This is a genomic window from Pseudodonghicola flavimaris (genome assembly GCF_030164425.1).
Taxonomy (GTDB): Bacteria; Pseudomonadota; Alphaproteobacteria; order Rhodobacterales; family Rhodobacteraceae; genus Pseudodonghicola; species Pseudodonghicola flavimaris.
Window position 1 is genome coordinate 1 of sequence record NZ_JASNJD010000034.1, and the last position, 26,523, is coordinate 26,523.

The following is a 26,523-nucleotide window of genomic DNA, read 5'->3' on the forward strand; positions in this document are numbered from 1 at the left end:
GGGGGCGCCGAAACGACCGTGGGGCTGGGGCGGGAGGACATCGGCGGAACTACGCCAGATGCGCGCTGCGAAAGGGTGATTCTGCGCGCCGCGACGGTCATGACGTGCGGGGGCGGCGTTCTGTTTCAGCCTTGAAACACAGGGTGATCCCGGTCCCGCGTCCTTGCTGCACCGCAGTGGCAGATTCTTGCCAACGGGGTCTTTAAAAAACCGGAGAACCCCCCGATTTAAAGGGATAAATTCACCTTGCTGCAGCGCAAAACCCGTGCGCTTCGGAAAAGGGAATTATATAAGCTCACATCACTCGTCTTGTGAGGGAAACCGTTTCGATTATGCCGCTGCCTCTTGCTGGTTCGCCCTGGTCCGCGTCGACCATCTCCGTTGACAGGCGTCGCCTGTTGGGGGGGCTTTCGGCGACCGCCCTGATGATCGGTGCCGGGCCGGGCCGTGGCCTGGCGCAGGACACATCCGCGGCCGCTGAGCCTGCCACTGAGCCTGATGCCCAGGCCCCGGCAGAAGCGCCCGTGCCCTTCAGTTTCGATACGCTGAGCGCGCGGATGCAGGCCCGGGCGGAGACAGCCGATGCTCCGGCGGAGCTGAGCGATGCCTTTCTCTCCGGGCTGGGCTATGACGACTATCAGAAGATCCAGTTCGATCCGGAACGTGCCCGCTGGCAGGGCGAGAGCGCAGGGCTGTTCCGCGTCGCGGCCTTCCACTTGGGCTGGTTGTTCAAGACGCCGGTACAGATGTTCGAACTGGTCGGCGGCCAGCCGCAGCCGATGCGCTTCGATGTGAAGGATTTCCTTTATCACGGCGATCTTGCCGCGCGGGTGCCGGAAGGAGAGCATCTGCCCGGTGTCGCCGGGTTCCGGCTGTCCACCCCGCTCAACCGTGCCGATGTGTTCGATGAACTGGTGGCCTTTCTCGGGGCCAGCTATTTCCGGGCGCTGGGGCGCGACACTGTCTATGGGCTGAGCGCGCGGGGGCTTGCCGTCAACACCGGGATTTCCGGATCCGAGGAATTCCCGCGTTTCACCGAGTTCTACCTGGAACGGCCGGCCGCCGGGGCGACAGAGGTCACGCTCTATGCCGCACTGGAAAGCCCGTCGCTGACCGGCGCCTATCGTTTTGTGATCACGCCGGGCGCGGAGACCGAGATGGAGGTTACGGCGCGGCTGTTCCTGCGCGACGATATCGAACAGCTGGGTGTGGCGCCGCTGACCTCGATGTATCTGCATGGCGCCAGCGACCCGGGCGATTTTGAGGATTACCGGCCGCAGGTGCATGACAGCGAAGGGCTGGGGCTGGTCGATGCCGCCGGCGCGCCGCACTGGCGGCCGCTGCGGAACCCGCCGGATCTGGCCAGCTCCTATTTCGTCAGCAACAGTCCCCAGTCCTTCGGGCTCTATCAACGGGACCGGGACTGGGACAATTATCTGGATGCCGGCGCGCAGTATCAGCGTCGCCCGTCGTTGCGGGTCGAACCCCTGGGCGACTGGGGCGAGGGCATGGTGCGGCTGGTCGAAATTCCCAGCGAACTGGAGACCAACGACAATATCGTCGCCTTCTGGGTGCCTAAGGCCCCGGCGCGGGCGGGCGATGCGCTGAGCTACAGCTACAGGCTGACCTGGGGCATGTTGCCGCCCGACCGGGAGGCGACATTGGCCTGGGTCGAAAGAACCCGGACCGGCCATGGTGGCGTGTCCGGGATGAAGGCGCAGGACGACAGCCGGAAATTCGTGATCGATTTCGCCGGCGGCGTTCTGGGATCTCTGCCGCCGGAGGCAGAACTGACGCCGGTGATAACGGCGTCCAAGGGCAAGATCGTGCAGCATTCCCTGTCGAAGATACCGGGCCGCGACGGTTGGCGGCTGGTCTTCGATATCACCGCGCCCCGCGCCACCATCGTCGAGATGTCGGCGATCATCGAGGGCTACGGGCGCACCCTGACCGAGAATTGGCTCTATCAATGGATCAAGCCATGAAAATCGAACTGACCCGAAGACAACCCGGGCTCGAGAGCGGGGCCGGGACCCCTGTGGACCAGCGGTCCGCCGCGGCGCCATTCGCCGCTGGCCGCGCCGAGGCCGTGGATGAAGCCGACTTCGCGCCGCCGGCGGCACCGATGGCGATGCCGAAACAGCAGATCGAAGCCGGCCACCGGCCGCTGTGGCTGCGCCTGCCCGGGTTTGGCGGCCGGATGCAGGGACAACCCTGATGCCCGGGCGACATGCCGCGGATGGGGCAACCCTGGCGGTGCGGCTCTTCGCGCTCAGCTTTGCGGCGGCGATGGGGCTGGGGGCCTGCTGGCTGATCCTGCTGGCCTCCGACACCGATGGCATCGATCTGGTCGACATGCTGCGGGCGGCGCTGATCCTGATCACCACCGCCTGGCTTGCCTGGGGCGCGGCGCAGGCGCTGATCGGCCTGATCAGCCGCCCCCCCGCGCGGCGCCCAGATCCCGACTGGCGCCCGTCGACCCGAAGCGTGGTGCTGGTGCCGATCTGCAACGAGGATCCGGTTGCGACCTTCGCCCGGATCGCGGCGATGGATCAGTCGATCGCCGCCGCCGGGCTGACCCCCTGGGTCGATTTCGCGGTGCTGTCGGACAGCCGGGACGAGACGGTCGCAGCGCGTGAACGGTTCTGGTTCACCCGGCTGCTGCGCGACCGGGACGGGCAGGGGCGGATATTCTACCGGCGCCGGCGCAGCAACGAAGGCCGCAAGGCCGGAAATATCGAAGAGTTCATCCGCAGCTCCGGCGGTGCCTACGATTTTGCCGTCATTCTCGACGCCGACAGTCTGATGGAGGCCGAAACCATCGGCGAGATGATCCGCCGAATGGAGGCAGAGCCCGATCTCGGCCTGTTGCAGACCCTGCCGCAGATCATTGGCGCCCGGTCCTTCTTCGGCCGCGCGATGCAATTCTCCGCCGCTTTCTATGCCCCGGTCTTCGCCCGCGGGCTGGCGCGGATGCAGGGGCCGACAGGACCGTTCTGGGGTCACAATGCCATCGTGCGGATGCGTGCCTTTGCCGAGAGCTGCGGCATGCCGGAACTGAGCGGGCCGCCGCCCTTCGGCGGCAGCGTGCTCAGTCACGATTATGTCGAAGCCGCGCTGCTGGCGCGGGCTGGCTGGCTTGTGCGGGTGGATGACGATCTGCGCGGCTCTTACGAAGAAGGGCCGGAAAACCTGGTCGCCTTCGCGCGCCGGGATCGCCGCTGGTGTCAGGGCAACCTGCAACACAGTCGACTGGTCACTGCGCCAGGGCTGCGGGGATGGAGCCGTTTCGTCTTTTTGCAGGGCATCCTGTCCTATCTCTCGGCGCCGTTCTGGGGCGCCTTCCTGATCGTCTCGGTGCTGGCTGTGCTGACACCGCACCGACCGAATTACTTCCCGATGCCCTATCAGCTGTTTCCGGTCTTTCCGGACGATCGCACCAAGGAGGTCGTCGGCCTGGCGATCGGCATCGTCGGGCTTCTGGTCCTGCCCAAGCTGCTGATCTGGCTGCAGGCCGCCCGCAACGGCCGCGCGTTGCGCTTCGGGGGCGCCGGGCAGGCGCTCAGGTCGTTTCTGACAGAGTTGCTGCTGTCGGCGCTGATGGCGCCTCTGATGCTGATGTATCAGAGCCGGGCGGTGCTGCAGGTTCTGGCCGGGCGCGATGGCGGCTGGCCGGCTAACCAGCGCGGCGAGGGGCGGCTGAGCTGGACCGAGGCCTGGGCCGCTGGTGGTTGGATCGCGCTTTTCGGCGCGACCGGGCTGGTGGCGTTGTTCTTCTTCCTGCCGGGGATGCTGGGTTGGCTGGCGCCGGTCTTCGTGCCGATGGTGATGGCGGTTCCGATCATCGCGCTGGCGTCGCGGCCGCTGGCGCCGCCGCTCTTCACCACCCCGACAGAGGCGGAGCCGACCCCGGTGATCCGCGCCAGCGCCGCGATTCAGGAGCGCTGGGGCGCGATGGAGCCGGCGGAGGAACCCGGCATCGCCGCCCAGGCGGTGGGGTAGGGCAGGGGAAGCATCTGGCGAAATGTCGCCAACAGGCTTTGCAATTTGCTGCAAAACCGCCACCCTATGGAGAGAATGACTTCCGATCACCGACGCTGAAGGAGGAAAACAGATGGAAGGCGCAGGAATTGGCTGGATTGCCGCGATCATTATCGGCGGGATCGCAGGCTGGATCGCCTCGGCGGTCATGAAGGCAAACACCGGGGTGATCATGAACGTGATCCTCGGCATCATCGGCGCCGCGGTGGCGAGCTTTCTGTTCGGCATCCTCGGGATCAGCTTCGGCGGCTGGATCGGCTATCTGATCGCCGGTATCCTGGGCGCCTGCATTCTTGTCGGGGCCGTCCGCGCGGTGCAGCGCTAGCGCGCCCCGGAGGTCCCGGGGCCGGGTGGGGATTCATGAAAACCGGCCAAAGACAAAGCAGGCGGCGCGAGGATTTCGCGCCGCCTGCTTTTTTCGGATCGGACCGGCGGGTCGCCTCAGGCGGCGGCGTCGGCCTTCTTGGCACGGAAGATCTCGATCACCTTGGAGTAATCCTTGATCGCGGCCGCCGCATCGGTATTGGCCTTGAAAACATAGAGCGCATGGGCGGCGGAGCCCATCGGCACCGGTGCCTCGCTCAGCCGCGCCTCGTCCAGTGCCAGGCGGATGTCCTTGACCATCAGCTTCATCTGGAAGCCGCCCTCGTAATCGCGGCTGGAGGGGGCATTCGGCACGATGGCGGGGAAGGGGTTCCAGGTCTGGAGCAGAGTGGAGCCGCCGGAGCTGTTGGCGAGAATCTCGCTGAGCAGGTCGGGGTCCAGGCCGAGCCGCTCGCCCAGGGACAGGGTTTCCGAGGTCGCCGCCATGATGGTCGCCGCCAGCATATTGTTGCAGACCTTGGCCGACTGGCCGTTGCCCACCGGACCAGTGTGGAACACCTTGCGGCCCATGGTGTCGAACACCGGACGCACACGCTCCAGATCCGCGTCGCTGCCGCCGACCATGAAGACCAGGTTGCCGGTTTCCGCCCCGGCCGGACCTCCGGAAACGGGGGCATCCATGAAGCTGACGCCATAGCGGGCAGCTTCCGCGCCCAGCTCGCGCGCGGTGCCCGGCGCGATGGTGGAGCTGTCGACAAACACCCGTCCGGTGCCGGCGGAGGCGGCGAACAGCCCGTTCTCGCCGGCCAGGATCGAGGAGACGACCGCGCCGTCGGGCAGCATGGTGAAGACGACGTCGCAATCTTCGATCACCCCGGTGGGGGTTTCGCAGACGGTGGCGCCAAGGTCGCGCAGCTCTGCCCGCGGCCCTTCGGAACGGTTGTAGACGCGCACCTGGTGCCCGTCGCGGCACAGGTTCGCCGCCATGAATCGCCCCATTGTGCCCAGTCCGATGAAACCCGCGCGCATGTCTTCGTCTCCGAGAATAGTCCGTTGAATCTTTCGTTTCTGGCGCCGGCCTAGCGACAGCCGCAGGCCATGACAATCGGGGATCGGCTGGGGCGGCTTTGCCGCTGCGGCAAAGCTCTGGCGCGCGGGGTGTTCTGCCTATTCCTGCGTCAGTTCCCGGGGGGCGCGGCGGCCGGCTTTGCGGTCACGGCGATAGGCGCCCGGTGTCAGCCCGGTCCAGCGCCGGAAGGCACGGTGGAAATTGGCGACGGAGGCAAAGCCGATATCCTGGGAAATCGCCTCGAGGCTCTTGTCGCCCCGGGTCAGATCGCGGATCGCGATATCGCGCCTGAGGCCGTCCTTGATGTCCTGGAACGAGGTGCCCTCAGCCTCCAGCCGCCGCATCAAGGTGCGTGGCGTCAGATGCAGCGCGCCCGCCGCGTCATCCAGGCGGAAGGCCATGCGGTCGGCGGCCTGCAGCATCTCGCGTACCCGCAGTGGCAGGGTGTGTTCGTGGTAACGGGTGAAAATCCAGTCGCGCGGGGCGCGGATCAGGAAGTCCTGCATCTCGGCATCGCTGCGCGCCACCGGCAGGCTGCCGAGCGATCGGTCGAAGGCGATGCTGGAACAGGGCTGGCCAAACCCGATGCGGGCGGGAAACAGGATCGGGTAATCCTCTGCGAAGGGCGGGGCAGGGAAGACGAAGCCGACCTCGCGCACCGGCAATTCGCGCCCGGCCAGCCAGGAGGCGATGCCATGGGTGAGCTTCAGCAGCAGCATATGGCCGAACCGCTGGGGCAGGGCGGCACCCCGGGGCTGCAGGCTGATGCGCAGCAGATCGTGCTCTTCCTCCAGCACCAGCCGGTAATCGTCCAGGAGCAGATTCCAGAAAGTGGTGAAGCGATAGAGCGCGCCGGAGAGCGAGGAGGCGCCGCGCACCGAGACGCAGAGGTGCTTCAGCGCGCCGGAGCGGATTGGCCGGCTCCAGAGCCCCATCATTTCATCCCCGGTGCCGACGGCGACCAGCTGATAGAGCCTCACGATCTGGTCATGGGTGACCCGGGCGCGGGGCTGGCGCGCCGTCGCTGCCAGCCCACTCTGGTCGAGAAACCCGGCCAGCTGCGCCGGGGGGCAATAGGCCCGGAGTGCCGCCAGCCAATCCTCGACAAAGGCGAAGGAGACAGTGGGCAGCACCGCCGTCGGCGGGGTAGGGGAGGGCAGGAGCGTCATCACCCCGCCAGCCTGATGCGTTTTGTCAGTTTTTGCAAATTTTGCGTCCACGAGAGAGATAGCGCCACCGGTTTCCGGCTTTTACATGGCAGTGAAACGCAGGTTTGGAGGAGCAAAGGCGCATGACGTTCACTGCACCGGTTCGGGATCTTCTGTTCGATATCGCGCATCTGTCGCATTGGTCGCAGGTGACCGCCTTGCCCGGCTATGACGGCATCGGGCTGGAGGATGCCTCAGCCGTGTTGGAGGAATTCGGCAAATTCTGCGCCGAGGTGATCGCACCGCTGAACCAGCCCGGCGATGAGGCGGCGTCGCATTTGCGCGACGGCAAAGTGGTGTTGCCGGAGGGCTTCGCCGAAGCCTATGGCCAGTTCGTCGAGATGGGCTGGCAAAGCCTGCCGCATCCGGAGGCCTGGGGCGGTCAGGGCCTGCCCCGCGTGGTGGGGGCGGCGGCGACCGAAATTTTGAACGCTGCGAACATGAGCTTCGCGCTCTGCCCGCTGTTGACCGATGGCGCGATCGAGGCGTTGCTGACCGCCGGGTCGGAGGCACAGAAACAGACCTATCTGCCGCATCTGACTTCGGGGCGCTGGACCGGCACGATGAATCTGACCGAACCGCAGGCGGGCAGCGATCTGGCACTGTTGCGCACCCGGGCGGAGCGGGCGGACGACGGCAGCTATCGCATCACCGGCACCAAGATCTTTATCACTTACGGCGAACACGACATGGCGGAGAACACAGTCCATCTGGTGCTGGCCCGCCTGCCCGATGCGCCGGCCGGGGTAAAAGGCATCAGCCTGTTCGTGGTGCCGAAGCTCATGGTCGAAGCCGACGGCAGCCTGGGGGCCCGCAACGCCGTGCGCTGTGTCAGCGTCGAGCACAAGCTGGGGATCAAGGCCAGCCCAACCGCCGTTCTGGAATATGAGGGCGCCACCGGCTTTCTGGTCGGCGAAGAGAACTGCGGCCTCGATTACATGTTCGTGATGATGAATGCCGCGCGCTATGCCGTGGGGCTGCAAGGCGTCGCCATAGCCGAACGCGCCACCCAGCGCGCCATCGCCTATGCCAAGGAGCGGGTGCAAAGCCGCCCGGTCGACGGATCGTCGCGCGAGGCGGTGACGATCATCCACCACCCCGATGTACGCCGGCTGCTGATGCGAATGAAGGCGCTGACCGAAGGCTGCCGCGCCATGGCCGCCTGCGCCGCCGGCTGGCACGATCTGACCCATCACGGGCAGGTCGAGGGCGCCGCCGAGATCGCCGAATTCCTGGTGCCGCTGGTCAAGGGCTATTCCACCGAGATGGGGGTCGAGGTCGCCTCTCTCGGCGTCCAGGTGCATGGTGGTATGGGGTTCATCGAGGAAACCGGCGCCGCCCAGCATTATCGCGACGCCCGCATCCTGCCGATTTACGAGGGCACCACCGCGATCCAGGCCAACGACCTGCTCGGCCGCAAGACCCTGCGCGACCGGGGGGCTACCGCCCGGCGGCTGGCCGCGATGATTGCCGAGACGGAAGCGGAGCTTGCCGCCGGCAGCGCCGCCGCCCAGGCCGTTGCCGCCCGGCTGACCCGGGCGCGCGGCGATTTCGAGACCGCGGTCGAGTATCTCTGCGCCGAAAGCGATCCGAATGCCGCCTTCGCCGGCAGCGTGCCCTATCTGATGCTGGTGGGGAACCTGGTGGCCGGCTGGCAGTTGGCTCGTTCGCTGCTCGCGGCAGAGGCGGCGATGGACAGCGATCCCGCCTTCATGACCGCCAAGATCGCCACCGCGCGTTTCTATGCCGATCACATCCTGCCCGAAACCGACACCCAGCGCCTGCGCATCACCGAGGGGGCGCAAAGCCTGCTCGACGCCGCGTTCTGAGCGCCCAATGACAGAGAGGATTGCCCCATGACCGTCACCATCGACCCCAAGGATTTCACCCGCCTCGCCCTCGATCCGCACGAAGACGGGGTCTGGATCGTCACCCTGAACCGGCCGGACAAGCGCAACGCGCTCGACCTCGCCACGGTGGAGGAGCTGGTCACCTTCTTCTCCACCGCGCCGCGCGCCGGCGTCAAGGCGGTGGTGCTGGCCGGCGCCGGCGATCACTTCTGCGCCGGGCTCGACCTGATCGAACATCATGACGCCGACCGCAGTCCGGCCGATTTCATGCATGTCTGCCTGCGCTGGCACGAGGCCTTCAACAAGATGGAATACGGCGGCGTGCCGGTGATCGCGGCACTGCAGGGCGCGGTGGTCGGCGGCGGGCTGGAACTGGCCAGCTCCGCCCATGTACGGGTGATGGATCAGACCACCTATTTCGCCCTGCCAGAAGGCCAGCGCGGCCTGTTCACCGGTGGCGGCGCCACCATCCGGGTGGCCGATCTGATCGGCAAGGCGCGGATGATCGACATGATCCTGATGGGCCGCGTCTATCAGGGGCAGGAGGCCGTCGATCTGGGGCTGGCGCAATACATCGTCGAAGGTTCCAGCATGGACAAGGCGCTGGAACTGGCGCGGCGCGCGGCGGAAAACCTGCCACTGACCAATTTCGCCATCTGTTCGGCAATCAGCCATGTGCAGAACATGTCAGCGCTGGACGCGGCCTATGCGGAATCGGTGGTCGCCGGCATCGTCAACACCCAGCCCGACGCCCGCGCCCGGCTGGCTGCCTTCGCCGACAAGAGCGCCGCACGGGTCCGTCCCAACAGCTAACCGCGCCGGCGGGCCGGGGCAGGGGAGGACGTGCCCGCCTCGGCTCACCCCTCCAGCGCTTCGAGCTGCGCGCGTAGTTCCGGCATCCGTTCCAGCGCCTGATCCAGTCGCGCGCCCCAGCGGGGCCCACGGCCGCGGGCGTCCTCATAGGCCTCCCACAGATCGTCGGGGCGGTCTTCGGCCAGAACTCCGATCAGGAATCGCGCCTGGCGGCGATCCTTTTCCGCCTTGAGCGCATCGGCCCCATGGCGCCGGGTCGATACGATCAGCTTGTGAATCGCGAACCGTTCGGGCCGGGGGATCTGCACCAGAACCCCGGAGCGGTAAAGGACGGCGGCGGTGATCGGCTCGGCGATCAGGTAATTGAGGTAGTGCAGTGCCTGCGCCCGCACCTCCAGCGCGGCCAGCGGCCGCAGCCCTTCCTGCCCGAAGGCCGGGGTCAGGAACTCCACCAGCGTGCCGCTTTTCGATTGCGACCAGCGCCAGGCCTGCAGGTTGTCCAGCGCCGGCACCGGATCGAACCGAAAATCGGCCAGAACCGCACCCAGCGGCGGATCGGCCCGGTCGTCCAGCGCCAGAGAGAGGCGTTCGAAACTGGCGATATCCAGATCGTCGGTCTGGGCGCTGTCGTCGAAGCCGAGCCGAACCCCCAGTTCTCCTTCATAGAGCCTGAAAGCCTGGGTGCCGACCACTGTGCCCCCCAGCCGAAAGGTTCCGGCCTGGGCCATCGCATTCAGCAGGCTGCCGCTGCCCTGATCGGTGCTGAGAAAGCCCTCGGCCCTGAGCAGCCGCACCAGCCGGTTGCGCGCGGCGCGCCGCTCTTTCGCCTCTGCCTTCAGCGCCCGCGCCCGCTCCAGCCGTTGACGCAGCTCGGGGCTGTCCTCGCCGATATAGGTCTTCTTCACCGCAGTGCCGACACGATAGCTGTCGTACCAATAGACCCGCCCGTTCCGGCTTTGCGCCGTCGGGGTACCGCGCAGCCCGCTGGCGGCCTCATCCTTCAGCAGGCGCAGCAGATCGTGATAGGCGGCATGGGCGATGGCGGAATGGCGGAGCACGGCTGTCCTCAACAGTTTATGATTTTGTTGAGCATAGCGTGTATTCAACAAAATAAAATAGTGTTGAGTACAGCGCCCCGACAGGCCCGCGCCCGATGGTCAGAGGTCGCCCAGGGCGCTTTTTCTGGCTGCAAATATCCCCGCCGGAGGCAGACCGCGCAGCGGCCTTGGCATCGGTCCGGATCAGAGCCTGCATGTATATATCTAACATAACATGGATTATATGTAGGCGAGAGCAAAGCCGTAGGCGATGCCAGTGGTCACCGTCGATCTTCGGAGCAGATTTGGGTTTGCCCGTCACGGTCAACCGCGCGGGCAAGGCAGGTTCATCGTCCCCCCACTCTTGGTGTCGCTCTCGTTCCTCCGTCAAGAACTTCCCGTGGGACGAGGCCTAACAGGGGGCCTGCGCCGTAATCAGTTGCGCAAGGGCCGCCGCCCAACGGTTCCGCGTGGCGTGACCGGCCGGGACTGGGATCGGGACGATCCACTATTCCACCGTTCTGGGCGATTCGACCGAGGTTTTCGGGGACAACCGCCGAAAAACCGGGTCTATTTCAGGGACACCGAGAACTTCCCCGGCCCGGCATGGGCAATCCCATGCCGGGGCCCAGACGGATGACATCATGACGAAGCCCCTTTTCCATCACCTGGCGCGGCATCCGAAAGTTCTATGGCACGTTCGCGGCCCCCCGGGGGAGAGGGAGCAAATCCCGCCCTGCTATTGCCGGGCGGGCCGGGATCAGAGCTTGATCTTCATGCGATCCATGTCGGGGGTGATCGGAATGAATTCCTCGGTATCTCCCACAGGCAGATGGAACGGCCCGCCCGAGAAGTCCTCGGCCTTCCAGGCCGCCTTGGCCGCCTCGATCTTCTCGGGCGAGGAGGAGACGAAATTCCACCAAACATAGCGCGGGCCATTCAGCGTCTCGCCCCCCAGCGCCATCAGCCGCGCCCCCTCGGGGCCCGCTTTGACGGTGATCCGGTCGCCGGGGCGGAACACCATCATGCGGCCAGCCTCGAACCGCTCGCCGGCGATCTCGATGGCGCCCGAGGTGATATAGAGCCCCCGGTCCTCATGATCGTCGGGCAGCGGGAAGGCGGCGCCGGGGGCAAGGGTCACATCGGCATAGAAGATTTCGCTTTGCATGGTGACCGGCGATTTCGCGCCCCAGCCGGTGCCCAAGATCAGCCGCGCCTCGGCGCCGGCATAGTCCAGAAGCGGCAGCGCCTCCTTGCCGTGGTGTTCGAAATCGGGGGCCATATCCTCGCGATCCTCCGGCAGCGCCACCCAGGTCTGAATGCCGAACAGGCTACTGCGCCCCTTGCGGGTCTCGGCGCTGGTGCGTTCAGAATGGGTCACCCCCTGCCCCGCCAGCATCCAGTTCACCTCACCGGGATAGATCATCTGATGGGTGCCGATGCTGTCACGATGCTCGAATTCGCCCTGATAGAGGTAAGTCACCGTACCCAGCCCGATATGCGGGTGCGGCCGCACGTCGATGCCGCCATCGGTGATGAATTCGGCCGGCCCCATCTGGTCGAAGAAGATGAAGGGGCCGACCATCTGGCGCCGCGACGACGGCAGCGCACGGCGCACCTCGAAGCCGCCAAGATCGCGGGCGCGCGGGATGATCAGTGTCTCAATACTGTCGAGCCCGCCGGCCTCGGGGCAATCGGGGTCAAGCGTCGGGTTCCAGCTCATGTCGGTCTCCTCTTTGGTCGGTTGGGTGGTCGCCGGATCGGTCCGTCACCACTGGATGACGTCGGCCCAGTCGTCGCGATGCTTCATCGCCCGCGCGCGGACATAGGGGCAAAGCGGCACGATGCGCTGCCCCGCCGCGCGGGCGTCCGCGATCAGACGATCCGCCAATTGCCGCGCCACGCCAAGCCCCCGCATGCTGTCGGGCACATAGGTGTGATCGGCGATGATCAGTGTCGGCGTGACCTTGGAAATGGTCAGTTCGCCTTCCTCGGCGATGCCCTCGACCCGGGCGGCATAGCGCGCCTTGCTGTCGGTATCGCTGCGGGTGATGGCCACGTCACTCATTCTCAGTCTCCCTCCTGGGTGAAGCGGCCCCGCTCTCAGATGGGACCGCGGGGTGCTTCTCAGGCCGCAGTCAGCAGATGCCTCAGGCGCGCCTCTTCAAACTGCGCAGCTGAAGACCTGCGGCAAGCGCCGCCAGAATGACCCCGAGACCCGAGACAGCGCCCCAGCCGCCAATCGACCAGGCCGCATTCGCCGCCGCCGACCCGAAGGCACCGCCGAGGAACATCGAGCCCATGAAGATCGTGGTGATCCGGGCCCGCGCCTCTGGCCGCAGCGCGAAGATCACATGCTGGTTGGAGACCAGCGCGCTTTGCACCGCGAAATCCAGCAGGATGACCCCGACCACCATCCCGATAAGCGATATCCAGAAGCCGAAGATCAGCCAGGACAGCAGCGTCAGACCGGTGCCGGCCAGGATCACCAGGCGCGGCCCCTTGGCATCGGCCAGCCGGCCGGCCATGGGCGCTGCGAAGACGCCGACCGCCCCGATAATCCCGAACAGCCCCGCCACCGCGGCCCCAAGGCCGAAGGGCGGTTGCTGCAACCGGAAGGCCAGAATGGTCCAGAAGGCTGCAAAGGCGCCAAACAGCAACGCCTGGGTGATCGCCGCCAGCCGCAGCGCCGGCAAGTCGCGCCAGAGCCCGCCGAGCGAGCGCAACAACGCGCCATAGCGGTGATCGCTCTGTGCCGGGCTGTGCGGCAACATCATTGCCATCAGCCCCGAACCCGCCAGCGCGATCGGCGCCCCCAGCCAGAACATCTCGCGCCAACCGGCGGTGCTGGCCACGAAGCCCGCCAATGTCCGGCTCAGCAGGATCCCAGCCAGCAGCCCCGACATCACCGTCCCCACCACGGCGCCGCGCCGCTCTGGCGTCGCCAGGTGCGCGGCCAGCGGTACGATCTGTTGCGCTACCGTCGAGGCCGCCCCAACCAGCAGCGAGGCCGCCACCAGCATCCAGCCACCGGGTGCCACCGCCGTCACGACAAGCGCCAGCGCCAGAACGATGAATTGGCCGACGATCAGCCGACGCCGCTCGACGATATCGCCAAGCGGTACCAGCAGCAGCAGACCGGCGGCATAGCCAAGCTGCGTCACCACCGGCACCAGGCCAACAGTCCCGGCGCCGAATTCCCGCTCCATCACCTCCAGCATCGGCTGGTTGTAGTAGATATTGGCAACCGCCGCGCCGGCCGCGACTGCCATGGCCAAGATGAGCCGCCCCGACAACCTGGAGGGCGCGGGTTCGTCTGTCTTGCCCCCGTGCGGGGCACTTGTCTGCGCAGGCATTGTCATCTCCCGTCAAAGGGTCACGTCCGGGCCCTGATTTCGATGACCCCGATCTAGTCGAAGACGGATTACCTCTGTAGTACGAAAGAACTATAGGCTAGCATATCGGGAAACGATACAATGAATTCCGCCGATCTCGCCGTTCTGGTCAGCGCCATCCGCTTCGGCAGCCTCGCTGCCGCGGCACGACACCTCGGGATCACGCCGATGGTGGCCTCCCGCCGGCTGGCCGCGCTTGAGACGGAACTGAACGTGCGGCTGCTCTATCGCACAACCCGGGCCCTATCGCTCACTCCCGAAGGCGAATCTTTCCTGCCCTTTGCCAAACGCCTTCTCGAAGATGAGGCCGATGCCCTCGCCGCGATCCGGCCGGTCGATGCGGCGGCCTCCGGATTGCTGAGAATCACCGCTTCGGGTGCCTTTGGACGGCGGGTCATTACCCCGATGTTGGCGGGTTTCATGCGCGATAATCCCGAGGTGCAGGTCGATCTGCAGTTTTCCGACAGAGTTGTCGACATCGTCGCCGCGGGTATCGACCTGGCGATCCGCATCGCACCGCTGCGCGACAACACCCTCATTGCGCGACGGATCGCGGACAGCCGCAGAATTCTATGTGCCGCTCCCAGTTACCTGTCCCGGCATCCCGCGCCCGGCAGGCTGGCGGAACTGACCGCCCATCAGTGTCTGTTGGCATCGGGGAATACCTCTTGGACGTTTCACAAGGATGGAGGCTCGGTGCAGCAGCGTGTTGCCGGGCGGCTGACCTCAAGTTCGATCGAAACGCTCCACCAGGCCTGTATCGACGGCTTTGGAATTGGTCTGTTGTCGCACTGGTATGTGAAACCGGACATTGCCGCCGGCCGGCTGGTCGAGCTGCCGCTCGCAGATGCCACGCCAGAACACCTGGACATCTGGGCAGTCTATCCGAGCGCGCGTCTGGTGTCCCCCAAAGTCCGTCTGTTCATCGAGGCCCTCACCCAGCATCTCGGCTCCGCCCGCGGCTAGGGGAAGGGCGGCGGACACGCCAGCCTCAGACGAACCCGTTCGCGGGGATCCGATCGGCCCTTGATCCCATCTGCCCCCCATGACCGGCAGTCGCCGCCAACTCGTGGAGGCGGCGATCAAGAGGGCGTCCACCCTGCCCTCCAGCGCCCGACACTCAATCGCGTTCGACTGGCGCGGCCTGCCGGACGGTCACCCCCGTCCGTGCCGCAATGTCTCAGCTCCCGGACACCCCCGAGAGGACTTCGGAGCCAAGCGGCACGAGAGCCGGCTCTCTGAGGCACAAGCTCACCCATCCCGGCTCTGGCATCGCGCCGCGGGCACCGCTAAAGGGAGCGCAGCCTTGTCTCAAACCGAAAGAGCGATCCATGACCGATATCATCCGCAAGCATTCCAACGACCGCATGAGCCAGCTCGTCATTCATGGCGAGACCATCTATCTGGCCGGTCAAGTCGCCAACCCCGGCGCCAGCGTCACCGAACAGGCGCAGGGCTGCCTGGAGCAGGTCGATGCCCTGCTGGCCGAGGCCGGCAGCGACAAGAGCCGCATCCTGCAGGCGGTGATCTGGCTGGCCGATATGGCCGATTTCGCGGAAATGAACGCCGTCTGGGACGCCTGGATCCCGACCGGCAGCACCCCGGCCCGGGCCTGTGGCGAGGCCAAGCTGGCAACGCCGGACTATAAGGTCGAATTCATCATCACCGCCGCGAAGTAACGCCTGCTCCGCCCTTCGGGCGGACGGCTTTCTGACGCGCCATGCGACGGCCCGGACCCGATGGGGTGCCGGGCCGCCTGCGTTATGCGGGGCGCGCGGATCAGGCCGCGACCATGGCCCGATCGATCAGCAGATCGACCGGCGCATCGGGGCCAAGGGTACCAAAGGCCAGACCGTGCTGGCCCCCCAGGCGCGAACGGCAGAACTCCGCCGCGATGGCCGCATCACCCGACTGCAGGAACAGCGCCGCCTGCAACATCAGCGCAGTCCGCTCCACCAACGCCCGGCTGCGGAACTCGATCTGATCGGGATCGCCGTAATCCGCCATCAGCCGCTCCAGCTCGGCGTCATAATGGCTGTCGTTCCCTTTCATCCGCAGCAGTTCGGCGAACAGCGCATCGCGCGATTCCGGTTCCTTCCGCAGCGCCCGCAGCACATCGAGGCACTGCACGTTGCCGCTGCCCTCCCAGATCGAGTTCAGCGGCGCCTGGCGATAAAGCCGCGGCATCATGGTCTCCTCGACATAGCCGATACCGCCCAGGCATTCCTGCGCTTCATTCACCATCGGCGGCGTCCGCTTGCAGATCCAGTATTTGCCGATGGCGGTGGCGATACGGGCAAAGGCGGCCTCGTGATCGTCGCGCGGCGCGGCGTCGATGGCACGGGCCACCCGCAAGGTCAGGCCGATGGCGGCTTCGCTTTCCAGCGCCAGATCGGCCAGAACGTTGCGCATCAGCGGCTGATCGATCAGCAGCTTGCCGAAGGCCTTGCGCTGGCGGGTGTGATGCAGCGCCTGCACCAGCGCCTGCCGCATCTGGCCTGACGACCCGATCATGCAATCGAGCCGGGTCAGCGCCACCATCTCCAGGATCGTGACGATGCCACGCCCCTCCTCGCCCACCAGCTCGCCCCGCGCACCCTGGAATTCGACCTCAGAAGACGCATTGGACCAGTCGCCCAGCTTGTCCTTCAGCCGCTGCACCTCAACCGCGTTGCGGCTGCCGTCGGGCAGGATGCGGGGGATCAGGAAACAGCTCAGCCCGCCCTCCGCCTGCGCCAGCACCAGATGCGCGTCGCACATCGGCGCCGAGAAGAACCACTTGTGGCCGACGATGGCATAGCTGCCGTCCGCCTGCCGGATGGCGCGGGTGGTATTGGCGCGCACGTCCGAGCCACCCTGTTTCTCGGTCATCCCCATGCCGATGGTGCAGCCGGTCTTCTCCTCCATCGGCAGGCTGCGCGGGTCGTAATCGGGAGAGATCAGCTTGGGGATCCATTTCTCCGCCAGATCGGGCGCATGGCGCAGGGCGGGAATGGCGGCATAGGTCATCGACATCGGGCAGCCGGTGCCGGCATCGGCCTGGGCGCCCAGATACATCACCGCGGCGCGGGCGACGTGGGCGCCGGCACGGTTGGCGTTGCGCCAGGCGAAGCCATTCATGCCATAGTGCATCGAGGCGCGCATCAGATCGTGATAGGCGGGGTGGAATTCCACCTCGTCGATGCGACGACCATAGCGGTCGAAAGATTTCAGCTTCGGCTTGTTCTCATTGGCGGCAAAGCCGCTGTCGATCAGATCGCCGCCGCAACGGGCGCCGTATTCGCTGAGGTGATCGGCCGCCCAGCCGCCGCCCTCGCGCTCCACCGCCTCCTTCAACGCGGTGTCGGTGTCCCAGGCGTTATAGTCCTTCAGGGGAACCGGCTGATTCTGGACCTCATGGGTCATGAACTGTTCGGTGATCGACATCTCTCCTCCTCTCGCCCGCGCAGGGCGCTCTGTCTCCCGATTCAATATTACCACTTATGATATCTATGCACAAAGAGTGTAATATGTTACGCAGCGATCACGATGCCCAATGCCCGCGCCTTGATCCTGAAACTGCTGACCACGGCCGAGAGCGGCCGGCTGAGCGCCGCCGAGGCGGTGCGCGCCGGGGCCTTGTTCGATATCTCGGAAAACAGCATCCGCGTGGCGCTGGCGCGGCTGACCCAGGCCGGGCTGGCCGAGATCGTAGAGCGCGGAGCCTACCGGCTGGGGCCGCAGGGGCGCAGGCTGGGGGCGGAGGTGGCCGGCTGGCGGCAGACAGAGGCACGGCTGACCCGCTGGTCCGGCGCCTGGATCGCGGTGGCGACCGGCGGCCTGCCCCGCAGCGATCGCAGGGTGTTGCGGGCCCGCGAACGGGCGCTCTCCATGCTGGGGATGCGCGAGCTTGAGGCGGGTCTGTTCCTGCGACCGGACAATTTCCGCGGCGGCATCGAATCCGTTCGGCGGCGACTGCGGGATCTGGGACTGGGGGCCGATGCCGCCGTCTTCTGTGCCAACGGTTTCGATGCCGGGCGGCAGGCCCGGGCCCTGCGGCTCTGGCAAGAAGACACTAACCCGGAAAGCTATGATGCTGCCGGCCGGCGCTTGGGCGACTGGCTGGCACAGGCCAACGGTCTGCCGCTGCAACGGGCCGCGCGGGAAAGCTATCTTCTGGGCGATGCCGCGATCCGGCGGATCCTGTTCGACCCGATGCTGCCCGCGCCACTGGCGGATGAGACCGCGCGGCACGAGTTCATCCGCGCCGCCATCCGCTTCGACGAGGCCGGCCGCAGGATATGGGCGGCGTTTCTTGACGGCGCGGCGGGCTCTCCGGCGACAGCGATGTTCGCCCTGCCCGGCTGATCTCCGTTCCAGCGCCGTGCCGGATCAGCGGGCGCGGTCCATCAGCGTTCCCAGCAGCTCCTGCAACATTTCGAACTTGTCGCCCAGCAACGCCTCCACCTCGGCCTGGTAGGCCTGGGCGATCGGCACGATTTCCGCCAGCAGCGTCGTGCCCTTTTCGGTCAGCGCCAGCTTGATCAGACGGCGGTCGCTTTCATCGACGCATTTGCTCAGATAGCCCGCCGCTTCCAGCCGCGAAGCGGCGCGGCTGACCTTCGATTTCTCCAGACTGACCCGGCGTTCGATATCGCGGATCGACACATCGCCGGAGTAGCCGATGTTCACCAGAACCCGCCATTCGGTGATCGAAATGCCGAAGCGATCCTTGTACCGGATCGCCAGATCCCGGGACAGTTGATGCGCGACCACCGCGAAGCGGAACGGAACATAGCCATCGAGGTCAAACTCGGGCAGCGTTTGGCTCATTGGCAAAAGTCCTTTTTCTTTCGTGGCTTGACGGCAGTGTGATCGTAAAAACATCTCAGGTGCAACATTTACCTTGACATCGTTGCATTTGCAACGACACACTGCGGCCAATCGGTGACGGCGAGTCAGAGCGCGTTATCACCGGCAAAGGGAGGACTTCGTCAGCACCGTTCCGGGCCGCGGACACTGCGGGCTCATGGCAAGAATCGCACCGCCTGTTCCGGCTTGCGGTTCGTTCGACCAGACGGAAACGGTGCGGCACTCTTCCGACGAGATCTGAAGTTTCGGACACCCGCCAGGGTCCGGGGACGACAATGAAAGGAACCGAAAGAATGGCCAAGGCTTTCGCATCGCAGGGCGATCTTGCCGAAAAGAAAATCAGCTTCACCGAGGTCGGTGAAGGGCTGTATGCGTTTACCGCCGAGGGCGACCCGAACACCGGCGTCATCATCGGCGACGAGTCGGTGATGATCGTCGAGGCGCAGGCGACTCCGCGTCTGGCCCGCAAGGTGATCGAATGCGTCCGTTCGGTGACCGACAAGCCGATCTCTCACGTCGTGCTTACCCATTACCACGCGGTGCGCGTGCTCGGCGCCTCGGCCTATGGCGCGCGTGAGATCATCATGTCCGATGTCGCCGCCGCCATGGTGGAAGAACGCGGCCAGGAAGACTGGGACAGCGAATTCGGCCGGTTCCCGCGCCTGTTTCAGGGCCATGAGGAAATCCCCGGGCTGACCCGCCCGACCACCACCTTTTCCGACAGCATGACAGTCTATCTCGGCAAGCGCCGGGTCGATATCATGAAGCTCGGCCGGGCGCATACCGCAGGCGACGCGGTGATCTGGGTGCCCGATCAGGAGGTGATGTTCACCGGCGATATCGTCGAATACCATTCCGCCTGCTACTGCGGCGACGGCCATTTCTCCGACTGGGGTGAGACGCTGTCCAATATCGCGGCGTTTGAGCCGAAATCCATCGCCCCGGGCCGTGGCGATGCGCTGGTCGGTGAAGAGATGGTGGCCAAGGCGCTCGCCAATACCGCCGACTTCGTCGAAAGCACCTACAAGCCGGTGGCGCGGATCGTGGCACGCGGCGGCTCCCTGAAAGAGGCCTGGGATGCGGTGCGGGCCGAATGCGACCCGAAATTCGCCGATTACGCGATCTACGAACATTGCCTGCCCTTCAACGTCGCCCGGGCCTATGACGAGGCCCGCGGCATCGATACCCCCCGCATCTGGACCGCCGAGCGCGACCAGGACATGTGGGCCGCGCTGCAGGGCTGAGCCCCGGGGCGCAGCGCCCCTGACCCGTAAATACTACCGTCTCCGGACCCCTGGCCACTCGGCCGGGTCCGGAGGTCATTCCCCTCGGCCGCTCGCGGCCCCTTTTGGCGTACTCAAAGGGAGGAGACGCACGTGTTTCAAGACCGGTACAGCCTGGCTTTCAAACTCTACCCCTATGCACATTCCCCCGATCAGGATGCGGCGGCCCCGGTGCGCCATCCGGTGATCGTGGTCGGTGGCGGCCCGATCGGGCTGGCGACGGCGCTGGATCTCGGGCGTCAGGGCATTCCCGTGGTGGTGCTCGACGATCACGAAGGCATCGGCATGGGCAGCCGCGCCATCTGTTTCGCCAAGCGCTGCCTGGAGATCGCGGACCGCTACGGTTGCGGCGAGCCTATGCTGGACAAGGGCGTGGTCTGGAACCTCGGCAAGGTGTTCCACGACGACCGCAAGGTCTATGAGTTCAACCTGCTGCCGGAGGCCGGACACAAGTTCCCCGCCTTCATCAACCTGCAGCAGCCCTATTTCGAACGCTTCATCTACGAACAGATCGTCGAGGAGCAGAAGAAAGGCGCCCCGATCGAGATCCGCGGCAAGAACCGTGTCGACGGGATGACGGTCGCCGAGGATCACGTCAAGCTCGACATCATGACCCCGGACGGCCCCTATCAGCTCGAGGCCGACTGGCTGATGGCCTGCGACGGCGCCTCCTCGCCGCTGCGCAGCATGCTGGGTCTGGATTTCGAAGGCCAGGTGTTCCAGGACAGCTTCCTGATCGCCGATATCCGGATGAAGACCTCCAGCTTTCCGACCGAGCGCTGGTTCTGGTTCGAACCGCATTTCAAATCCGGCGCCTCGACGCTGCTGCACAAGCAGCCCGACGATGTCTGGCGGGTCGACTTCCAGATCGGCTGGGACGTCGACCGCAAGGAAGAGCTGAAGGAAGAGAACATCCGCGCCCGCCTGGACGCGATGCTGGGCGAGGGTGTCGAATACGATATCGTCTGGTCCTCGATCTACACGTTCCAGTGCCGTCGGATGAAGAAATTCCGCCACGGCCGGGTGTTCTTCGCCGGCGACGCCGCGCATCAGGTCTCGCCCTTCGGCGCGCGGGGGGCCAACTCCGGCATGCAGGATGTCGACAACCTAGGCTGGAAACTGGGTATGGTGATCCGTGGCGAGGCGCCCGACAGCCTGCTCGACACCTATGACGAGGAACGGATTCACGGCGCCGACGAAAACATCCTGAATTCGACCCGTTCGACCGATTTCATCACCCCGAAATCCAAGGTCAGCCATATCTTCCGCAACGCCGTGCTCAGCCTCGCGGAGTCCTATGAATTCGCCAGGCCGATCGTGAACTCCGGCCGGCTGTCGGTGCCCTGTGTCTATGACGGTATGTCGCTGAACGGGCCGGACGCCCTGCCCGGCGGCCCCGCCCGGACCCGGCCCGGTGCATCCTGCCCCGACGCGCCGCTGGGCGATGCGTTTCTTCTCAACCAGCTGGGCAACCGGTTCCTGCTGCTGACCATCGACGCCGACGCTCCCGACAGCCTGACCGAGGACGGCGTCGCCGTCACCCGGCTGGCCCTGTCGCGCGACCAGGATCCGAGCGGCGCCTTGGCCGATCGCTATCTCGGCGATGGCGCATCGGCGGTCTATCTGATCCGCCCCGACCAGCATGTTGCCGCTCGCTGGGATAGCTATGACGAAACCGCCGTGCGCACCGCCCTGCGCAAGGCCTGCGGAAAGGAGTGAGACCATGGCGAAACTGATCACCACCCCGAACCTAGCCCACCCCGATGACTTCTATGCCAAGCTGATCGCCACGCATGACGGCCTGACGGAAGATGACAGCATGGCCCTGAATGCACGGCTGATCCTGACGCTGGCCAACCACATCGGCGATCAGGCAGTTCTGGAGGAAGCGCTGAGCGTCGCAAAGGCCACGGCCTGACCTCGCGACCCTGTCGCCTGCGTCCATCGGATCGACAAAGTAAAGGCCGCCGGAGAACCTCTCCGGCGGCCTTTTCGGCTCTAACGCGGGGGATTATGCCCCGGTCAGTTCCTTCTCGTGCAGCCAGCGGGCATGCTCCGGCGCGCGTTTGGTCTGGCTCCATTCCTCCAGCATCAGCTCTTTCACCTGAGCCGCCTTCTCCGCCATGGCGGCGCTTTCGGGATCGTCATAGGCCAGTTCGATCCGGTGACCGTTCGGGTCGAAGAAGTAGATCGAATGGAACACGGAATGATCGGTCACCCCGAGTACCTCGACGCCATTGGCTTCCAGATGGTCCTTGTAGGCCAGCAGCATGTCGCGGTCTTTGACCTTCAGCGCCAGGTGCTGCACCCAGATCGGCGTATTCTCGTCCCGGCCCATCTCCGGCTTGGTCGGCAGTTCGAAGAAGGCCAGAACGTTGCCGTTTCCCGCATCCAGAAAGATATGCATGTAGGGATCGGGTTCATGGGTCGAGGGCACGTGGTTTTCCGCGAAAGCCAGCGTGTAATCCATGTTCAGGTTCTTCTTGTACCATTCCACGGTCTCTTTCGCGTCCTTGCAGCGATAGGCAACGTGGTGGATCTGTTCGATTTTCAGTGCATCGGTCGACATGGCGGGCGTCCTCCCATTGGTTACATTCGCAACTATATACGCATCATTTTCGTTTGCCGATTTGACTCAGATCAAATAGTTTCGTGTGTAACCAAATTTAGAGACCCCGACTCAGTGCTCTCCCCCCGCCTGACCTCTCCGGGTAACGGGCGAAGATACACAGGCCGCTGCTCTTGCCGTCGAAAGCGCCCGAGGAACAGGTGAACACCTGATTTAGAGCCTGATTCAGCCGGCCGTCAGCAAATCCGGCAGCGGCTTCCCGGCGCGACGCTGCGCAGGGCGGACTCAATCCGCGGCATCAGATGGGTGGTCACATAGGTCGCGTGAAAGGCGGAGGGCGCTTTCAGCACAAGCTCCCCTGCCCCGCCCTCCAGCGGTTCCAGTGCGGCGAACCACGAGCGGTAGAGCGCGGCATCCTCAAGGCTCAGAAGCTGCGCCACGCGACCCCAAAGCGTGTCCTCAGGTGGCAGGCTGACTTGGGGAAAGGGAATGACTTTGGACGGCTCTGCGGATTGCGGCTCCGGCGTCAGCCGCTCCACCAGATCGGGGCCGACCTTCTCCCAGACCTCCCGCGTGTCGTCCAGGATACGGGCGATGCCAAGACCGTAGAGGGTGACGCGGCCGCGCGCGGCGGGGCGTTTTTCCACCAGCCACCCCCGATCGCGAAATGCGGCCATCTCGCGCTTGACGGTGCGGGGGTTCACCGACCACAGCCGGGCGATCTCGGTCTGGCCGACGGATAGGTGATCGTTCTGCCAATTGTATCGCGCGGTGATCAGGCAGATCAGCCGTAGGGTCTGGCGCTGCAGCGTCTTGCCCTGTGATAGCGCATAGGTGCCCAGAATGGTCAGAAGATCGTATTTGCGTGTGGCGCTGCCCCGGCCGACGGCTTTCTTGCTGCTCAACATCGTACTGCCCTTGTGGCGCCTTTGCGGCGTCCTGTTTTCCGCACTGAAAGAATGCGTAGTCTGTCTTGGATGAACCGAGAGAAGGGGCTCTGTCCGGTTTAGCCATCCGACTGGAACGCTTTTCTCAGGATTGAGAGCATTAGCGTCCGGTTGCGCGATTCTGTCAAGCAAGGAGTCCGGATCGGCAGGCTCTAGCGCCAAAATCTCAGATCAAAAATCAAAAAGAAATAGGTTTATTGGTATTGGGGGACACTCATGGTGTCCCCTCGTTCGTCAATTGTGTCCCCTCAACCAATGGTGTCTGGTCGCTTTCTGTCCCCTCAACATAGGGTATGATGCCGGCGCGGCGGCACTGGAAGACGCGGGTTTTCCGGGACTGATTTCAGGCGTCAGCCGAATCGCTTGTCCGCGGTAACCGCCCCGGCGCGCAGGGAAATCCGCGGCTGCGGGCCCCCTGCCCGACAATGCTAACTTAGCTTTTGCGATTTTGGCAAATCCGGCGTAATTGTAAAACGCATAAGAATTTACGTCCGGCAACAGGACAGGAGCAGGATATGAGCGGTTTCACCCATGAGGATCTGGCGCGGATACAGGCCCAGTCCCTGAAGATGCAGAGTTTCATCCGCAAGCAGACCTTCTCTCCCGAGATGGAGAAGACCCTGCGGCGGTTTTCCAGCTGGGAAGTGGCGGAGCTGATCCTCAAGATTAATCAGTCCACCTTTCGCGGCCGGCTGGCATCGGAGCCGGAGCTGCCGGGGGGCGAGGTCGAGGAGGAGGGTCGGCAGCGCTGGTTCACCCTGACCGAGATCAACGAGATGCGGCGCAAGATGAAGGTGAACCGCCGGTCGCTGATGCCGCCGCGGCCGAAGGACAAGCGCGCCATCCGGGTGGCGATTTCCAACTTCAAGGGCGGCGCCGGCAAATCCACCGTGGCGCTGCATATGGCCCATGCCGCGGCGTTGGATGGCTATCGGGTGCTGCTGATCGATTTCGATCCGCAGGCCACGCTGACTCACTCCATGGGGCTGCACGACGTGTCGGAGGATCTGACGGTCTGGGGGATCATCGCCCGTGACCTGATCCGGGAAACCGACCGGATGAATGCCGCCCCCCGCGCCGCCGAAAGCGGCACCGCCCTGCCCCAGCGGCGGTTGCCGGCGTCGATCCGCGATCTCGGGCTGGATGCGCTGCGGGTGCCGGATTTCATCCGTACCACCGCCTGGCCCACCATCGACATGATTCCCAGCTGCGCCAATGCCGCCTTTGTCGAATTCGCCTCCGCCCAGTACCGGCACCTGAACCCGGACTGGTCGTTCTTCGCCGCCGTTGCCCGGTATCTGGAGGCGCTGTCGCCGGATGCCTACGATCTGGTGATCTTCGACTGTCCGCCCGCCATAGGCTATCAATCGATGAACGCGGTCTTCGCGGCGGATGTGCTCTATATCCCCTCCGGTCCCGGCTACTGGGAATATGATTCCACCACCTCGTTCATCGGCCAGCTGGCCGAGGCGCTGAGCGATCTGGCCGATGGGTTCGAGGGCAGCTTCCCCGCGGGGAAGGTCGGCCTGCCGAAAGCCTTCCTCGATATCCGGTTTCTGATGACACGGTTTGAGCCGGGCAACGATCTGCACCGCGCGATGTTCGAAGCCTTCCGCAAGGTCTTCGGCGACCGCCTGGCAGAGAACCCGATCGAGATGACGCGGGCGGTGGAGCAATCCGGTCGGTTCCTGTCCTCGGTCTACGAGATCGATTACCGCTCGATGACACGGGAGACCTGGCGCCGCGCCCGCGCCTCCTTCGATCGGGGGTATGAGGAGTTCAAGGATTGCTTCCTGAAGGCCTGGGACCAGCTGGAGGAGGAGCAATGAGCAAGAAGCGCCGCATCTTCGATATCGACCTTCCCGAGGAAGGGGAAACCTTCCCCGCGGGGAAGCCGGAGGCCGCCGCAGGCCCGGCACCGCGCCGGTCGCCGATGGCCGCAGCGATCAGCGAGAATGCCGCCAGCCTGCGCGACCGGGCGCAGATCGAGGCGCAGATCCGCGCCGAGAATGACGCGCTCGCCGCCGAACATGTGCGGATGAAGAAGCTTGGGCTGATCGTCGATCTGGTGCCGCTGGAGCGGATCGACGCGGAGAAACTGACCCGTGATCGTGCCGCCGGAGCGGACGAGGACCTCGCGGAGCTGGTCGCCTCGATCCGCGACATCGGGTTGTCCAACCCGATCCGATTGGAGATGCGCGAGGATGGCCGTTATGAGCTGATCCAGGGGTATCGCCGGCTGGCGGCCTATCGGCAGTTGCTGCAAATGACCGGCGATACCGACCGCTGGGGCACCATTCCCGCCGGCATTCTTCCCCGCGGGGAAGGCATCGATCAGCTGTATCGTCGGATGGTGGATGAGAATCTGGTGCGCAAGGACATCTCCTTCGGCGAGATGGCGGCGCTGGCGCTGGCCTATGCCCGCGATCCGGAGACCGAGCAGAGCGATCCCGACAAGGCGGTGGCAGAGCTCTTCGCCAGTGCCGGATATCAGAAGCGTAGCTACATCCGCAGTTTCATCAAGCTGTTGGATCGGCTGGGGCGGGATCTGAAATTCGTCCAGAACGTGCCACGGGCCTTGGGGCTGAAATTGGTCGCGGTGCTGGAGGAGAGGCCGGAGGTTGCCGAGCAGCTGCAGGCGGCGCTGAAAGGTTGGACCAGTCGCACGGCCGAGGAGGAGTTGGAACTGTTGCGCCGTGCCGCCGGGGCGGAGCCGCCGGCAGCGGTCAAGCCGACGGCCACCGCGCCGGTGGCGCGCCCGGGCAAGGCCAAGACGGTGTTCCAGGTGCCCTCTACGTTGGGGCAGGCGAAATGCACCGCCGCGAACGGCAGGCTGGAGATCCGGCTCGATCGCGACTTTTCGGCGCTGGACCGGCGTCGGCTGGAACAGGCGCTGCAGCGGATGCTGGACGGGCTGGAGGACTGAGGATCTTCCCCGCGGGGAAGGTCGTGCCGCGACGGGCGGTTCTGCGGGGGGCCTTGCGGCGCCCCGTTTTGATTTCCGAAGCCTTAACAGGGGGCGCCGAAACGACCGTGGGGCTGGGGCGGGAGGACATCGGCGGAACTACGCCAGATGCGCGCTGCGAAAGGGTGATTCTGCGCGCCGCGACGGTCATGACGTGCGGGGGCGGCGTTC

General features: G+C 65.3%; 24 protein-coding genes. 14 read left to right on the plus strand and 10 right to left on the minus strand.

The window, feature by feature from the left end; all coding sequences use genetic code 11:
* Positions 1-332: 332 nt before the first annotated feature.
* The 4 genes from QO033_RS24310 (at position 333) to QO033_RS24325 (ending at position 4,366) form a co-directional block, all read left to right on the plus strand.
* Positions 333-1,985 carry a glucan biosynthesis protein gene (locus QO033_RS24310; protein WP_284483327.1) on the plus strand — a complete coding sequence of 551 codons (1,653 nt, stop codon included), beginning with the start codon at positions 333-335 and terminating at the stop codon, positions 1,983-1,985.
* Complete coding sequence (locus QO033_RS24315) at positions 1,982-2,218, plus strand: hypothetical protein (RefSeq protein ID WP_284483328.1); 237 nt, start codon at positions 1,982-1,984, stop codon at positions 2,216-2,218. Before QO033_RS24310 ends, QO033_RS24315 begins: the two co-directional genes overlap by 4 nt.
* Complete coding sequence (gene mdoH / locus QO033_RS24320) at positions 2,218-4,002, plus strand: glucans biosynthesis glucosyltransferase MdoH (protein WP_284483329.1); 1,785 nt, start codon at positions 2,218-2,220, stop codon at positions 4,000-4,002. The genes QO033_RS24315 and mdoH overlap by 1 nt, the downstream gene beginning before the upstream one ends.
* A gap of 112 nt (positions 4,003-4,114) precedes the next feature.
* Positions 4,115-4,366, plus strand: coding sequence for a GlsB/YeaQ/YmgE family stress response membrane protein (locus QO033_RS24325; RefSeq protein ID WP_284483330.1), 252 nt, complete (start codon positions 4,115-4,117; stop codon positions 4,364-4,366).
* A 116-nt stretch (positions 4,367-4,482) separates the two neighbouring features.
* Here QO033_RS24325 and mmsB read toward each other — a convergent pair whose 3' ends face one another.
* Together mmsB and QO033_RS24335 are read right to left on the minus strand one after the other, a co-directional pair.
* On the minus strand, positions 4,483-5,394 hold the full coding sequence (gene mmsB, locus QO033_RS24330; protein ID WP_284483331.1) for a 3-hydroxyisobutyrate dehydrogenase: 912 nt from the start codon (positions 5,392-5,394) through the stop codon (positions 4,483-4,485).
* A 138-nt stretch (positions 5,395-5,532) separates the two neighbouring features.
* Entirely contained in the window at positions 5,533-6,603 is a 1,071-nt protein-coding gene (locus QO033_RS24335; protein ID WP_284483332.1) for an AraC family transcriptional regulator, read from the minus strand.
* A 122-nt stretch (positions 6,604-6,725) separates the two neighbouring features.
* On the opposite strand from QO033_RS24335, the gene QO033_RS24340 reads away from it, so the two are divergent.
* Positions 6,726-8,471: an acyl-CoA dehydrogenase gene (locus QO033_RS24340; RefSeq protein WP_284483333.1), complete on the plus strand. Its 1,746-nt coding sequence runs from the start codon at positions 6,726-6,728 to the stop codon at positions 8,469-8,471.
* A 27-nt stretch (positions 8,472-8,498) separates the two neighbouring features.
* Complete coding sequence (gene dmdD / locus QO033_RS24345; RefSeq protein WP_284483334.1) at positions 8,499-9,305, plus strand: methylthioacryloyl-CoA hydratase; 807 nt, start codon at positions 8,499-8,501, stop codon at positions 9,303-9,305.
* Positions 9,306-9,349: 44 nt separating this feature from the next.
* Here the strand turns inward: dmdD and QO033_RS24350 are convergent, their stop codons facing one another.
* The 4 genes from QO033_RS24350 to QO033_RS24365 all read right to left on the minus strand — a co-directional run bounded on the left by QO033_RS24350 (position 9,350) and on the right by QO033_RS24365 (position 13,614).
* Positions 9,350-10,363, minus strand: coding sequence for a nucleotidyltransferase family protein (locus tag QO033_RS24350; protein WP_284483335.1), 1,014 nt, complete (start codon positions 10,361-10,363; stop codon positions 9,350-9,352).
* A gap of 739 nt (positions 10,364-11,102) precedes the next feature.
* Positions 11,103-12,065: a pirin family protein gene (locus QO033_RS24355; RefSeq protein ID WP_284483336.1), complete on the minus strand. Its 963-nt coding sequence runs from the start codon at positions 12,063-12,065 to the stop codon at positions 11,103-11,105.
* Positions 12,066-12,110: 45 nt separating this feature from the next.
* Complete coding sequence (locus tag QO033_RS24360) at positions 12,111-12,410, minus strand: GNAT family N-acetyltransferase (RefSeq protein ID WP_284483337.1); 300 nt, start codon at positions 12,408-12,410, stop codon at positions 12,111-12,113.
* 82 nt (positions 12,411-12,492) lie between these two features.
* Positions 12,493-13,614 carry an MFS transporter gene (locus QO033_RS24365; protein ID WP_284483349.1) on the minus strand — a complete coding sequence of 374 codons (1,122 nt, stop codon included), beginning with the start codon at positions 13,612-13,614 and terminating at the stop codon, positions 12,493-12,495.
* Between the two features lie 204 nt (positions 13,615-13,818).
* Here QO033_RS24365 and QO033_RS24370 point away from each other — a divergent pair, with 204 nt between their 5' ends.
* Positions 13,819-14,703: a LysR family transcriptional regulator gene (locus QO033_RS24370; protein WP_284483338.1), complete on the plus strand. Its 885-nt coding sequence runs from the start codon at positions 13,819-13,821 to the stop codon at positions 14,701-14,703.
* A 365-nt stretch (positions 14,704-15,068) separates the two neighbouring features.
* Positions 15,069-15,416 carry a RidA family protein gene (locus QO033_RS24375; RefSeq protein WP_284483339.1) on the plus strand — a complete coding sequence of 116 codons (348 nt, stop codon included), beginning with the start codon at positions 15,069-15,071 and terminating at the stop codon, positions 15,414-15,416.
* A 100-nt stretch (positions 15,417-15,516) separates the two neighbouring features.
* Here QO033_RS24375 and QO033_RS24380 read toward each other — a convergent pair whose 3' ends face one another.
* On the minus strand, positions 15,517-17,163 hold the full coding sequence (locus tag QO033_RS24380) for an isovaleryl-CoA dehydrogenase (protein WP_284483340.1): 1,647 nt from the start codon (positions 17,161-17,163) through the stop codon (positions 15,517-15,519).
* Between the two features lie 102 nt (positions 17,164-17,265).
* Between QO033_RS24380 and QO033_RS24385 the strand changes: the two genes are divergently transcribed.
* Positions 17,266-18,084, plus strand: coding sequence for a PaaX family transcriptional regulator C-terminal domain-containing protein (locus QO033_RS24385; protein WP_284483341.1), 819 nt, complete (start codon positions 17,266-17,268; stop codon positions 18,082-18,084).
* 24 nt (positions 18,085-18,108) lie between these two features.
* On the opposite strand, the gene QO033_RS24390 is transcribed toward QO033_RS24385, so the two are convergent.
* Complete coding sequence (locus QO033_RS24390) at positions 18,109-18,549, minus strand: MarR family winged helix-turn-helix transcriptional regulator (RefSeq protein WP_284483342.1); 441 nt, start codon at positions 18,547-18,549, stop codon at positions 18,109-18,111.
* 332 nt (positions 18,550-18,881) lie between these two features.
* Between QO033_RS24390 and QO033_RS24395 the strand changes: the two genes are divergently transcribed.
* From QO033_RS24395 to QO033_RS24405, 3 genes are all read left to right on the plus strand, one after another.
* Positions 18,882-19,832, plus strand: coding sequence for an MBL fold metallo-hydrolase (locus QO033_RS24395; RefSeq protein ID WP_284483343.1), 951 nt, complete (start codon positions 18,882-18,884; stop codon positions 19,830-19,832).
* A 132-nt stretch (positions 19,833-19,964) separates the two neighbouring features.
* The gene (locus QO033_RS24400; RefSeq protein ID WP_284483344.1) at positions 19,965-21,590 is read left to right on the plus strand and encodes an FAD-dependent oxidoreductase; all 1,626 of its coding nucleotides are present in this window, start codon (positions 19,965-19,967) and stop codon (positions 21,588-21,590) included.
* A 4-nt stretch (positions 21,591-21,594) separates the two neighbouring features.
* Positions 21,595-21,789, plus strand: a complete 195-nt coding sequence (locus QO033_RS24405) for a DUF2783 domain-containing protein (protein WP_284483345.1) — start codon at positions 21,595-21,597, stop codon at positions 21,787-21,789.
* A gap of 93 nt (positions 21,790-21,882) precedes the next feature.
* On the opposite strand, the gene QO033_RS24410 is transcribed toward QO033_RS24405, so the two are convergent.
* The gene (locus QO033_RS24410; RefSeq protein ID WP_284483350.1) at positions 21,883-22,425 is read right to left on the minus strand and encodes a VOC family protein; all 543 of its coding nucleotides are present in this window, start codon (positions 22,423-22,425) and stop codon (positions 21,883-21,885) included.
* 251 nt (positions 22,426-22,676) lie between these two features.
* The gene (locus tag QO033_RS24415; RefSeq protein WP_284483346.1) at positions 22,677-23,348 is read right to left on the minus strand and encodes a DnaA N-terminal domain-containing protein; all 672 of its coding nucleotides are present in this window, start codon (positions 23,346-23,348) and stop codon (positions 22,677-22,679) included.
* A gap of 554 nt (positions 23,349-23,902) precedes the next feature.
* Between QO033_RS24415 and QO033_RS24420 the strand changes: the two genes are divergently transcribed.
* Positions 23,903-25,216, plus strand: a complete 1,314-nt coding sequence (locus QO033_RS24420; protein WP_284483347.1) for an AAA family ATPase — start codon at positions 23,903-23,905, stop codon at positions 25,214-25,216.
* Positions 25,213-26,313 carry a ParB/RepB/Spo0J family partition protein gene (locus QO033_RS24425; protein ID WP_284483348.1) on the plus strand — a complete coding sequence of 367 codons (1,101 nt, stop codon included), beginning with the start codon at positions 25,213-25,215 and terminating at the stop codon, positions 26,311-26,313. Before QO033_RS24420 ends, QO033_RS24425 begins: the two co-directional genes overlap by 4 nt.
* Positions 26,314-26,523 lie beyond the last annotated feature (210 nt).